Raw genomic sequence first — 13,635 nt, 5'->3', positions numbered from 1 at the left:
AATTTTATGTTGTTCTATCTTCACATCTGATTCTTACATGTTATTTGATTGTAAGTGGTTTCCATAAAGATAACGCAAATATCCAATTCAGGTCACCATTTCCTTGATGATTTTGAACCGCTTCATACACTGTCCCTTGATGTTCTACTTTATCGCCCTTTGTATATGCCTTCTTTGGATCCCATTTTTCATAAGATACATTTTGATCTTTGGTTTTTACCGGAAGAATTTCACTTTGAATCGATGTATTTCCAGCTGCATCTACAGCCTTCACTGCATATTTATATTCCTTATTAGCTGTTAAGTTTTGATCAATAAATGTCGTTCCTTGTACGGTTTGAATCAATTGTCCATCACGTAATACTTGATATTCTTTTACACCTATATTATCTGTAGAAGGATTCCATTTTAGCTCTACACTGTTAGAAGTAAGGTTGCTTGCATATAATCCTTGTGGCTGTGTGGGAGCTTCTGTATCTGGTTTCGGATTAACAATTTGATTTACTTTTTTCAGGCCATCCTTTGTAACTTCATACATTACTTTTTTATCAAGGCTTTCACGTTTATTATTATCTAAATTTATTAATGTTGCCCTCTCTCCGCCTTCTAAATGTGTAAGCTCAATAAAATCGCCGGTCTTTACTGAAACTTTTTGTGTTCCGGCATTTTGCTGTTTATTCCCATAAAACTCCTTGTTATATACTACTTTACCTGATGTGTTTTGCACTTTAATACTTGCATATGTACTATCAAAGTAGTTATGTGGTACACCTACTTTTAGATCAATTTGCATTTCTTCTGTTGATTTATTTAAATTTACTTTTGCGAATTCAAAATCTCCAATCCCTTTCAGCGACCATGCAAACTGGTTTCCTTCTAAAATATTATTTACATTAGGCATATCTGGTTTAATTGGATTAGAATCCGTCCCCTTCCAAATCTCTGCTGTTAAAATTGGATATCCTAATGCAGCTACTTTTTGAATGGTATCGTTATTTGGACGTAATCCCCACTTCTCAAAGAAAGGAATCAAATTTTGTTTGGCTACTTTTGATGCTGAAATCATAAATAATTGTTTTTTATTTTCATCAGTTTGTGGAAGTTCACCTGAAGGCATGTCTCTATACAATTGATGCAATTTAGGATAGAAATTCTCTCCATACGCTAACTGTAGTTGCCAAAGCATAACAAGTTTTACAAAAACATCACTAATTTCGTCATAATTTTTATTCGCTTGTTCTAGATATTGAAATGCTTTTGGATAAATTCCACTTTTCTCTAAGTTGGATGGTTGATTAAATGCTTTTTCTACAGAAAGGCTGTATATATTATTTTGTACTTCTGTCATATTATAAAACTTCCAAGGTGATTGTTGTCTCAAATGTCCTGTCTCATGCCAAGGACCCCAGCCATCTGTTATAAATTTATTAATATCTAACACGTATTGGATTGCATCTCCTACATATGCAGTTCGATAAGAAGTTGCATACATATAATAATCGGGAGAATGATTTTCTTCTACGTAATGAATATAATGTTTATCTACTTGTTCTTCGGATAATCCAGCTACTTTGTCTTGAATTCGAGTAGCTTCATCCATCTTTTTCAATAGTTGTACAGGATCTGTATTAGAACCCAACAAATATTTCTTAACACGTGCAGGGCTGGCCGTAATTAATACACGTTCTCCTTTTAACTCCACTGCATGTGCATTAGGATATTGGTCCAGCATGTTTATTAAATCTTGTTTCGTATGCTTTCCTAGTTCAAAGAAAGGCGTAGTCGTTCCACCTGTTGTGATTGTTGTTCGAATGGTACCACCTTGTTGTTTATTATAAAAATAAATCATCCCCCCATTTGGAGATTGGATTGTGTTTATACCAGGTTTTAATGTAAATGATTTTATCTTAGAATCTTCTCTCCAAGAAGCATCATACGAATACGTTCCAATATATACCTGAATATCTTGGTTACCTTCTACATTAATCGTTATTTGTTCATTTGGCTTTGCATATAAACCAGTTGGTTCATATGGACTAAATGCCATACTTTTTCTTTCCTGTTGTTTCAGTACCTCAACATCCCCTTTTCCTGGGACTGCAAACGCCATATTTTCTGATTTAACTGACTTTTCATTTTGCAGTGATGTCGATAATTTTTTTTGCTGCTCCTTTTGCTCCGCAAAGACATCCGATGAAGAAATCATTCCAGTCGCAAGCATAGTTACTGTAGCAGTAGCCGCAAGTATTTTTCTAGTTTTATGTTTTGAATTATTCCCCATATTATCTCCCTCATTTTCCCTTAGTACTCTTAAGTTTTTTTGTTTTCTTCTTCATGTTTTTACAATCTAAACTATTCATACTATTTAAGCTGTGTCTATTACTCTATATTTTTTCATAAATATCTCCTTTTCTTTATGTATTATTGTATATACATGTTATTTGATGACACATTAAATAACAACTTTACGATAAACTCATCGATAACAGCCTTTTATGTTTTAATTCTGTATTCTAAACTTCCATCCAATTAGAGAAATATATCCAATTGGAGAAATAAGTAAATAAATTACAACATTTAAGGGTTTTGATCTCACGAAAAATTCATAAAAATTTTTCACTTTAAAGATTTAAACAATTGTGACCACATTTGTTTGAACCTCCACAATTTTTTCTAAGCTATTCTCTAAAAATCTTATTTTTCATTGTAAATAAACCTGATTGGTACTCTTTATGCAAAAGAAAAGATGGAATCTTTAATTCAACTCCACCTTTTTTCGAAATAAAAAGCATCTAATTCTATTTGAATTAGATGCTTACATTTAGTCCTTTGGCCTAATATTCTAAACTATTTACGCGTTTGTAAATCTTTTTTTATTACATCCCAGAGTGAATTATCTTGACGCATCGGTTTACCCTCTTCATCCCATTTTATTTTTTCTGTTCCCAATTCATAATTCATCCCTGTCCATGTGTCTTCACGGAATGCATAGAATGATTTATGCCATCCTTTTTGGTTAAAGATAGAAATAAGATCTTGCATGTATTGGGTAGCACCTGGAACAGTACGGTTAATTCCAAACTCCTCTGCGATAATTCGATTAGATGGTACATGATTTTTCTTAGACCATTGTTGGATTGGCTTCAAAAACTTCTCTAATCCCTGCTTATTCCACATTACAGGTTTCTCTAAGTCTCCTACTTTTACTAATCCTGGATATTGATATTCTTTATTTTTCTTTTCACCTTGACTCGTTAATTCATATGGTTCATACATATGAAATGCGTAAAGCGTTTTTTTATCCTTTACTGGCTTTAAGTATTTAAAGGCCCATGGAGTAGCGTATAAACCTGAATCTAAAATAACCGGTGTTTCTTGGTCTACTTCACGAATGGAATTGATTACTTTTTGATAAAATCTGTTTAAATCTGCTGTCGTTCCCTCTACTTTTGCATACCATTTCTCGTAATCTTCCGTCCAAAAATCATTATATCTATTATTTTTAGCTGTTTCTGGATGTGGTTCATTTATAATATTATAACCAACCACCGCGGGGTGATCTTTTAGTTCTAGAGCGAGGTCCTTCCAAAATTGACTTGCTTGTTCTTGGTACTTTTCTTCTTCCCATATTCTGTCGTCATTCTTATTATTATTAAATTGGCGCCATCGATCACCAGGTAAGGATAACATTGTAAGAACAACTTTCATTCCTTGTGATTGTGCGGCATCTAAATCCGCCTTTAATTTTTCTAGATCTTCCTTTACTAATCCCTGATAGTTATCTGCATTACCTATCAGAAAATCCTTTCCAGAAGTATCTGGTTTATCTTCAAATAGAAAATCTTTATCTTTCGCCCATTTATCAGGTGCTAAACGAACATATTCAATATTAGCTTCTTTTGCACTTTTATAGTTTTCAGGTAATGACGTACTATTCATGAAATTAGTACCCTTTCTTTTCGAATCCAAAAAACTAATTTTTGAATCGCTCTTATGATAGGTATCAGCTCTTACATTCATTTCCTGTACTCCAAAACTGATCATGCCTAATAACGCAACAATCGGCAAAATTTTTTTCACGACTTTTCCTTCTTTCTCTTTATATTTTACACACATAACATACCTTTGTTTTGTTACAGGAATATGGCAATTCCCCCACCCAAAAAAATAGATTGGTTAGATTTAATATAAATATTAAAAAATCAGTTATATAAACACCAGTACAAAAGAACACAACAAGGGACGACAAATGAATTAATAAAAAGACCTATAAAACATGGACGTCATATTTTTATAAACAAGACGTTAGAGATATTAACCGAGAGCAATACCCACCAATAAAATATAATAGCTATAAATAATTTTTTTTTAAAATTATCCCTAACACAAGGAATATAGATACTTATTTTACTCTCAAAGGCTGAAACATAACTGCATAACTACTGAAAATAAACATAAAATAGACGTTCTACTCCAAATGGATAGAACGTCTTTTCACTTTACTTCATACATATATCAATTTTTCACTTATTCATTTGCACTGCAATTAAAAAACCGATGAATTCATCTTCATTTACAGGTTTACTGTAGTAATAGCCCTGAATTAGATAACATGCATTACGTTGTAACACTGTTAATTGTTCCTTCGTTTCTACCCCTTCTGCTATCACTTTCATGTTTAAGGTATGAGCAAGTGAAATAATGGTTTGTATAATTTCATCTCCATCAGTAGAAGTTCCGATCCTATTAACAAATTCTCTTGGAATTTTCAAAGTATCAATTGGATAAAGAGGCAAATACGCTAGTGAAGAATAACCTGTACCAAAATCGTCAATTGATAAATGTACACCATATGATTTTAATACTTTTAACTTCGATAAGGTTTCTTTTTCATCTACCATTGCTATTCGCTCTGTTAATTCCAAATCAATCGAATTAGCAGGTACTCCTATCTCTTCTATGGTAGATATCATTGTTTGAACAAAATCTTTCTGTTCAAACTCTATAGCTGATAAATTTATCCCCATCTTTAGATTTGAAAAGCCCGCAGAATGCCATTCTTTCAGTTGTCGACACGCTTTCTGTAACGTCCACTTCCCAATTGAAATAATCTGCGACGTTTCTTCTGCGATAGGTATAAACTCAAAAGGAGAAATCAGCCCAAGCTCTGGATGTTGCCATCGTATTAAAGCCTCTGCACCAATAACCTTACCTGCCTTACTATCAATTTGTGGTTGATACAATAAAAACAACTCATTATTTTCAATTGCATTTGGTAAATCCTGTTCTAATCGTAATCGACGAGTTACTTTTTGAGATAATGTCTCGTCATACATACAAACAGCATTGTTACCTTTTTCCTTTGCGCTATACATAGCGATATCAGCGTGTTGTAAAAGTGCAGTAGTATTTATTCCTCCAAATGGATACACCGCTATTCCTATACTAAGAGATAAGTAAAAACTATGCTGATTTACTACAAATGGTTCTTCAGTTATACGAAATAGAGTTTTACACAAATCCAATAGCTGTTGCTCTGTTTGGTTATGGACAATGATTGCAAACTCATCTCCACCTATTCTTGCTAGAGGAATAGTCGGTGACAGACATGTCCTAAAACGTTTGGCAACTTCTTTTAAAACTCTGTCACCAATTGAATGACCCAATGTATCATTAATGGTCTTAAAGCGATTTAAATCAATATACAGGAGCCCGAACTTATCCTGTGTTTTTTGTGCACGCTTAATGGATCTATCTAATTCTTGTTGGAAGAATATACGATTTCCAATCTCCGTCACCGTATCATGGAATGCAAGATAATTTATCTCATCCTGTTGTTGTTTCATCCTCGTTATGTCTTTTACCATTACATAACTCCCAAAGGTTTGTCCTTCTATCATAATAGGAACTATAGTGACATACCAAAAGAGGATATCCTTCTCATTGTTATTTTTCACACGTAACTGTAACGAAGATGAACTACATCGTTTCCCTTTCTTTATAGCCGATTCCAATTCAGATTTATCTTCATCTAAAAAAATAGAGAAGCACTCTTTCCCTATTAATGCAGCACTTTCTTTTCCTAATAACATACTTCCAGCCTGGTTTATATTTAATACGATACCATTTGAATCAATCGTTAAAATAGGATCTGGATGATACTCATATAAAGACTTAAATCTCTCTTGATTTTTTACCAAATCATTAGATTTGTTTATTAAATCCCTTGTTCTTTGAGATACTGTTTGTTCTAATTGATTATTAAACACTTTTAAGGTCTCGGTTAAATCTCTGTTTTGCATTCGTACAATTGTATGACGAATCAGTACAAATACAAAAGCAATACAATTTCCCGTAATCAATGTAGCTGAAGAAGTTTGTTCTTTCAAAGTAAAGCCAATTAAGACTGCAACTGCAAGATAAGGAAATATGACAAGAAGCTTCCTTCCAAATGTTGGATTGACAATGAAATAATTTCTTTTAGAAGAAGTATTCTTTGGGATTGTAGCAGCAATAGCGATAAATAATAGGAAAACTCTATACAAACACCTTAATAATATAACTGAACGATCTGACAAATCATCTTGTAAGTAAAAATATAAGTAGTCCGTAATAGCCAATCCAGTTAATACTAGGATAAAAATAAACAATTTACTTTTTGCATTGAAAATAGCAGGTCGAAAGATTAGTGTAACTCCAAGTAATAGAAGCAATAAATCTATAATCGGAAAAATAAATGAAAGAAAAACATCTCCAATTGAAAAGAATAAGATATTTGCAGAAGGTTTATTAAATAAGTACCACTCTAATGTAAAAATAGCAGTAACAACAATGCATAAATCACAAAGTAAATACGCTTTCTCCCATTTATTACATTCCATCATAATTTTATAAAAAAACGAAAAGAGAAAGAAAAATAAGAAAAACAACAAAAATACATCAGAGATATTAAAATTTTGTATTGGTAATTCTACATTAAGTACTTGAAAAGCAGATATGAAATTTCCTATCAGGAAACACCCTATCGCAATAATTATGCAAATCCAGAATACTCCTAACTTAATTTTTCTGGATAATATAGAATACAGTAATGAGATAAATACAGTAGTTTCAACAACTAAAGATGATAGCCGGATATTAAAATCTGATACGAAATAATGATTTGGAAGAACAAATAAAAATATACAGCAAAAGCTTATATAAGCTATTAAAGCCAATATCAATACATAAAATTGCACATATGCATGTTTACGCAATGGACTCACCTTCTTGAGTTTTTTCTATACTTTTATTAAGAAATGTCTTGATAGTGGCACAACTCCTACTAATTAAAATGTGTGCTACCTATTATCCATATTATGACCTTTTTAAAAGATTTCTTTCTACACACAACAGTCTTATTAACTTTTTTTAGATGTTTACAATTTTCAATACTGAGGATTCCATAAAGGATCAGTTAAAAAATGTAGTTTTTCAAGTATTTGTGCATCGTAAATTTGGATTGTACAACTTATCTACTCTTTAAATATGAGATAAAATCTAATCCTCTATTGAATTATAGTTAGTTGCTAACTGTCACACTTAAAAAGGAATGAAAATATACTATCTTTAACATAGAAATTCGAATTAGTTTTCGAAACTACCTGTAACTATTATAGTTACAACTTAAATTGATGTCAATTTCATATTCCCTCCGAACTCAAAGAATTATTAATAATCTAGGATTAGGTGAAGGTGAAGGTGAAGGTGAAGGTGAAGCTGATATTGCATCTCCCTAAAAAGAATGTTACTCTAAAAGCAGAATTATGAAAGGAATGATGGATGAATAATGATTAACTAATTTATATTTTAAGTTGAATTTTATAACTTCAAACTACAAAATATAGGGTTAGTCTATCCATTTTTAAAATTCAGTTCATACTTTATTTGTCATGATTCAAATGATTAATAAGTACTTATTAAGTATAGACGAAAGACTAATCCTTCCGATTACAATTGGGGGATTTTTTTATTCCCGTTTATGTTAGTTGGAACTTATTAATTGTTACATGTACCTAACAAATAAAGGAGCGAGAAAAATGAGTACTTCAGACACTATTGTTACACATGTAATGCTCTATATAAGTCGTTAATATCCATCAAACTTATATAGAGCAATAAAAAACGGATGGATGTTCCGACTTTATATGAAACGTTTCGATATATAAAGGAGGAATTATTATGTCAATGATAAAAGTCCAAGATTTAACTTTTTCATACCCAGGTAGCTTTGATAATATTTTTGAGAATGTTAACTTCCAAATAGATACGGATTGGAAACTGGGATTTATCGGTAGAAATGGCCGAGGTAAAACGACATTCTTTAATTTATTATTAAGAAATTATGAGTATAGTGGGAAAATCCTTGCTTCGGTAGAATTCAATTACTTCCCCTACCCTGTTGCAGATAAGAACAAATTCACTCATGAAATCCTTGAAGAAATTTGTCCCCAAGCAGAAGATTGGGAATTTCTGCGTGAGATATCCTATTTAAATGTTGATGCTGAGGTCATGTACAGACCATTTAAAACATTATCAAATGGGGAACAAACAAAGGTGTTGCTTGCTGCACTGTTTTTAAATGAGGGTCAATTCCTATTAATTGATGAACCAACAAATCACTTAGATACTGATGCACGAAAGATAGTCTCTGATTATCTAAGGAAGAAAAAAGGATTTATTTTAATTTCACATGACAGAATCTTTTTAGATGGGTGCGTTGACCATATCCTATCTATAAATAGAGCAAATATTGAAGTTCAAAGTGGTAACTATTCTTCTTGGAAGTTAAATTTTGATAGACAACAAGAGCACGAAGAGGCTACAAATGAGCGTCTACAAAAAGACATAGGGAGATTAAAACAGTCTTCCAAGCGTTCAGCAAGTTGGTCTCATGATGTGGAAGCTTCAAAAAATGGAACGAGGAATTCAGGCTCTAAGTTGGATAAGGGGTTTGTAGGACATAAAGCAGCCAAGATGATGAAAAGAGCAAAAAACCTTGAATCAAGGCAACAAAAAGCTATTGAAGAAAAGTCAAAATTACTAAAAAATGTGGAGAAAACTGAGTCATTAAAATTGGAACAATTACAATTTAAATCAAATGAATTGGTTACTTTGGTTGATGTGTCCGTTAAGTACGATGACCAAATTGTGAATGAGTCGATTTGCTTCATAGTTGAGCAAGGTGACCGAATTGTACTTGATGGAACGAATGGGAGCGGAAAAAGTAGTATCCTAAAACTAATTCTAGGACATCCGATACAGCATACAGGTTTAGTGATTTTAGGTACAGGACTCATCATTTCCTATGTCCAACAAGATACTTCTCATTTAAAGGGATCGCTATCAGACTTTATTGAACAGCACAAGATTGATGAGACCTTATTTAAATCCATCCTACGTAAGATGGACTTTGACCGAATTCAATTTGAGAAAGATATATCTCATTATTCTGGTGGACAAAAGAAAAAACTGCTTATCGCTAAAAGCTTATGTGAAAAAGCTCATATATATATATGGGATGAACCACTAAATTTTATAGATATCTATTCCCGTATGCAAATCGAAGAGCTTATTCAACAATTTAATCCCACAATGGTTATTGTTGAGCATGATAAAACATTTCAACAAACAGTTGCAACGAAAACTATATCTATGTAGCTCAAAACGAATACTTGAAAATATAATCAGCAAATTGAGTCCTTGAACTATAAAAAGTTTAAGGACGTGTTAAAAAAAGCCTAATTTCTCTACAATACATTGAGAAATTAGGCTTTAAATAGTAATAATAGAATTCATAAACACTGAATAATTTACACGTTAGGTTTATCTGTTAATGCAGTAACAATCCTGTTCACTAAGTCTTCTGGCATCCATTCATGATTTGCATCATTCGTTTCATTTGGCCCTAAAGAATCAATAAATTTTTTAAACTTTGGAAATAAAACAATAGAAGTAATCCAATGTATCGTATGATTTATGGAGAAGAAATGAAAAACCCCTTGCTTTTCACCCTCCTGTAATATTTCTTTTAACTGTTCAAAATTACCTATGAAATACGGTTTAATCTTTTCTAATCGTGCACTTTCCTTAATAATCTCCTCATATGCCAACGATCCAATTTCAGGGTTCTCTTTTATATGTGTAGTAAAAACCGTTAAATATTCTCTAAGGGCATTGATAGGATCAAATTGATTCTTCTCAAGAAAATTGGGTAGCTCATTAGCAAGACCATATTTCTTAAACACCTCATAATATAGGTTTTCTTTCCCATTAAAATAGTAAGAGGCCATAGCAACATTCACTTTCGCTTCTTTTGCAATTTCTTGTATGCTCGTACCTTCGTAGCCACGCTCTCCAAATTTTTTCTTAGCAGCCTTTAAGATATTTTCCATCGTCTGCTCTCGGGATTTCCCCATTTCACACACCTCAAATAGTATATATTTCACTTCAAAAACCCAATAAGGACTTTGAATAGAGTATCTTATTAATGAAATTTAATTATATATTTAAAGTGGTAACTTAACAACCAATGAAGTTCTGATTACTTTAAACAATATCCCCTTGCGGGGCATCAATAGCTTTCAAATACTTTACGCTCTTTTCTAATCGAGTGAAAGTATGGACAAAAAACATCTAATTTCATCTTAATTTCGTGTGCAACCAAAAAAATAATAAGGACCAAAGTTTATCTATTTTATAAATAAACTTTGGTCCTTTCGTTACATTATACAGATTTAAAATAAACTCGTATCTTGATGAGATAATTATCCATCATTTACTGACTAGATCTGTTTAATCTCGATATAAGGTCCTCTAATGTTTAATTTGTTAATATCATTAGAGATATTGCCTACAGTTGATTTTTCATTAAAAGTATAGACCTTTTCACCATTTACAAAGATACCCCAATTTTTATCTTCGTAACTGATACCATATCCAGCATTGCTAGACGTAACTTTAAGTTGATTTCCATTCATTGAAAGAGATAATTTCCCTTTTCCTTTGTTAAGTTTATCATTCACACTGTTGATACCATTCATTTGTTCTTCAAGAGCTTTTTGGTTATCAAGAGTAACCTGATGGTTTTTCCAGTCTAATTTATAGTGGTTTGTAAAGAACTCATTATATGTATCTTTATTATTTGTACCCCACCATTTCGAACTTACCCATTCGATATTGTACTGATCCGAAATTCTACGATTTGTTACTTTTAAATCTGATGTAGTTTCTGTTTTATCAGCAGTAATAACCGCTACTACGTTTGGAGAAAAACCATATCCTGTTAAAGCTGGTACTGTATCTTTTGAAACAAAATTATTCGTTCCTTCATTATAACTACGTGATTTCATAAATAGTTGATTACCATAGAAAGTGTTGAATGAATCACGATTATAAATTCCCCACTCTGGGAAATTAAATGATTGGAATCCTACTTTCCAATTTAATTTTTTATCTGTGTGAGTCTCTAGTACCGTTTTATAATCTACTTGATCGTAAGATACACTTTCTTTCCAAGCAAAGCTACCTGTAATACTTGCATCGGCATTTGGCCCTTTATCATTTACTCCAACTTTAATACTTCCACCAAGTGTATACCCTACCTCAGAAGTGACCTTTGCTGAAGTCATTGTATTAACGGGGGCAGCTTTATGGAATTGAGCACTATCACCACTTGTTATTTCTGCTTCAGTATGGTAAGCTGATGGCCATTTTAAACCTGCGTTATAGTATCCGCTATTAATTGTATATTTAGCATCTATATTACTACCATCAGTGGTAACAATTGCAATCTTTTTATCTGCGTACGGATCCTCAATAAAAGAAACCTTTATTGAATTTTTGATATTCTGCTTCATGTCATAAGTTGTTTTAAAGCTATTATAGACCTTCCCACCATTTTGAAGATTTTCTACAGTTCCTTTAGAATCTGCAAATGCAGATGTTGCTTGTAAACCAAATGATCCAGACATAATAACGGACGCTACCGCAACGCATTTAGCTATTCCTTTTGCTTTTTTCATACAGACAGCCACTCCTTCTTAAACATTTAAAAGATATAAATATATTATTTCTAGTTCACAAAAATAGAGATAGATTCATAGCGATACAATATAGAAAATTATTAACTTTTATGACACTAACTAAAAACACATGTTTCACTAATCTTTATCTCACTATTATTGATAACTATTATCAACATTATTAAAACACAAAATAACGATTTAAACAACAATTTTAAATACAAATTTAAAATTGTTGTTTAAAAAAGTACAAAAAAATTATAGAATTCTTCATTTCGAGAATTACTATATTTTCAATTACTTATTACAGCCTATATTCAGATACATTATTTCCTTTCCATTCATAATAATCTAAAATCCCTTCATAAATGGCTTCTGCTGCAATCTGTCTGCCATTTTCCGTAGATAATTTACTGTAATCAATACCATTATCTATAAAAGCCAGTTCCGTTAACACAGCTGGCATGTCATTTTCTCTTATAACATGAAGGTCTCCATGTTTAACCCCTCTATCTCGTGTTTGCAGTGCCTCTACTAAACGTGTTTGAATTTTTTTCGCTAAAACACGACTTTCTTCCACATGAGGATTTGTTTTTTCGGATTTAGAAGATTCATAGTAATATGTTTCTGTCCCTCTTGCATTACCATTAAAAGCATTTGCATGAACGCTTATAAAGATATCACCTTGATTTTCCTTAGCAAATTTAACACGTTCCTGTAAAGAGCTTTTTTGATCATGTCCTGGTCTATTATCAGATTGACGAGTTAATAAAACTGTAAATGGTGTATGCTTTTCAAGTAATTGTTGTAGACGTAAAGAAGTGTCTAGTACAATCTTACTTTCAGATAATCCCTTTGTGGATTTCCCAGGATCTTCGCCACCATGTCCGGGATCAATAATGATTGTTTTGCTTTCTAATGGATTTTTTGGACGATGTTGCATCATATCTGTTTTTGCAGTAAGTTGAGCAGCTTCAGCACGTGTTATAAATCTATTTGGTTGCCAACCGTTCTCGGTACCATTGGAAATTTTTAAACCAATTAAAATATTGGCAGATTTTTCTCCCCAATGCCCTTTTAAATCTTCAAATTTAACCTGCTCGTTATGATTTGCTGTGCTTTGTAGTTTATATGCATTTACTAGCATCGTAGCCATAGCAGCGCGAGTTACTTTTCCAGATGGATTGAAGATTCCATTACCTTCACCTTTAACAATACCGGCTTTTTCAGCAGCAGCAATATAAGGAGTAGCCCAGTGGTTTTTGGAATCTGTAAAGGATGGTTTTGCATTAGAGTCAATTTGTATACCTAAAACTTTTGTCATAATTTTTGTAGCCGAAGCTCTGTCTAATGAGTCATTTGAACCAAAAGTTCCATCTGGATAGCCATTCAATACCTGTTTATCAACTAAATAATTAACGGATTTGTCAGCCCATGCAGGAACATCTGGGAACTTATGAGTATTGGCAAATGTACTAGATGAGTAGGATAGTAGACTTCCAGCAAGAATTCCTGTAGCAATTAATTTGTATTTCAAAATGTAACACCTCTATCAAGTTATTACAAGTTGGTA

At 32.3% G+C, this 13,635-nt stretch carries 7 protein-coding genes; 1 reads left to right on the top strand and 6 read right to left on the bottom strand.

Annotated elements, in window-relative coordinates; translation table 11 throughout:
- Positions 1-40: 40 nt before the first annotated feature.
- The 3 genes from COK05_RS01155 to COK05_RS01145 all read right to left on the bottom strand — a co-directional run bounded on the left by COK05_RS01155 (position 41) and on the right by COK05_RS01145 (position 7,256).
- On the bottom strand, positions 41-2,281 hold the full coding sequence (locus COK05_RS01155) for a M60 family metallopeptidase (protein ID WP_098611135.1): 2,241 nt from the start codon (positions 2,279-2,281) through the stop codon (positions 41-43).
- 566 nt (positions 2,282-2,847) lie between these two features.
- Complete coding sequence (locus tag COK05_RS01150; RefSeq protein ID WP_098611134.1) at positions 2,848-4,116, bottom strand: glycoside hydrolase family 5 protein; 1,269 nt, start codon at positions 4,114-4,116, stop codon at positions 2,848-2,850.
- 407 nt (positions 4,117-4,523) lie between these two features.
- Positions 4,524-7,256: a sensor domain-containing protein gene (locus COK05_RS01145; protein ID WP_141538845.1), complete on the bottom strand. Its 2,733-nt coding sequence runs from the start codon at positions 7,254-7,256 to the stop codon at positions 4,524-4,526.
- 964 nt (positions 7,257-8,220) lie between these two features.
- Here COK05_RS01145 and COK05_RS01140 point away from each other — a divergent pair.
- Positions 8,221-9,699, top strand: coding sequence for an Lsa family ABC-F type ribosomal protection protein (locus COK05_RS01140; RefSeq protein WP_098611132.1), 1,479 nt, complete (start codon positions 8,221-8,223; stop codon positions 9,697-9,699).
- A gap of 152 nt (positions 9,700-9,851) precedes the next feature.
- On the opposite strand, the gene hlyIIR is transcribed toward COK05_RS01140, so the two are convergent.
- The 3 genes from hlyIIR to COK05_RS01125 all read right to left on the bottom strand — a co-directional run bounded on the left by hlyIIR (position 9,852) and on the right by COK05_RS01125 (position 13,599).
- The gene (gene hlyIIR, locus COK05_RS01135; RefSeq protein ID WP_098611131.1) at positions 9,852-10,457 is read right to left on the bottom strand and encodes a hemolysin II regulator HlyIIR; all 606 of its coding nucleotides are present in this window, start codon (positions 10,455-10,457) and stop codon (positions 9,852-9,854) included.
- A gap of 366 nt (positions 10,458-10,823) precedes the next feature.
- Positions 10,824-12,062 (bottom strand): hemolysin II HlyII, encoded by a 1,239-nt coding sequence (hlyII, locus tag COK05_RS01130; RefSeq protein WP_098611130.1) that lies wholly within the window; start codon positions 12,060-12,062, stop codon positions 10,824-10,826.
- Positions 12,063-12,366: 304 nt separating this feature from the next.
- Positions 12,367-13,599: an N-acetylmuramoyl-L-alanine amidase gene (locus tag COK05_RS01125; protein WP_098611129.1), complete on the bottom strand. Its 1,233-nt coding sequence runs from the start codon at positions 13,597-13,599 to the stop codon at positions 12,367-12,369.
- Positions 13,600-13,635 lie beyond the last annotated feature (36 nt).

The sequence above is a fragment of the Bacillus cereus genome, assembly GCF_002567495.1.
Lineage (GTDB): Bacteria > Bacillota > Bacilli > Bacillales > Bacillaceae_G > Bacillus_A > Bacillus_A cereus_AQ.
This window is presented reverse-complemented; position numbering and strand designations above follow the sequence as displayed.

Excerpts from the sequence above, each read along its gene's own strand:
- COK05_RS01155 (WP_098611135.1), bottom strand. The coding sequence starts at position 2,281 with ATGGGGAATAATTCAAAACATAAAACTAGAAAAATACTTGCGGCTACT.
- COK05_RS01150 (WP_098611134.1), bottom strand. The coding sequence starts at position 4,116 with ATGTGTGTAAAATATAAAGAGAAAGAAGGAAAAGTCGTGAAAAAAATT.
- COK05_RS01140 (WP_098611132.1), top strand. The coding sequence starts at position 8,221 with ATGTCAATGATAAAAGTCCAAGATTTAACTTTTTCATACCCAGGTAGC.
- hlyIIR (WP_098611131.1), bottom strand. The coding sequence starts at position 10,457 with ATGGGGAAATCCCGAGAGCAGACGATGGAAAATATCTTAAAGGCTGCT.
- hlyII (WP_098611130.1), bottom strand. The coding sequence starts at position 12,062 with ATGAAAAAAGCAAAAGGAATAGCTAAATGCGTTGCGGTAGCGTCCGTT.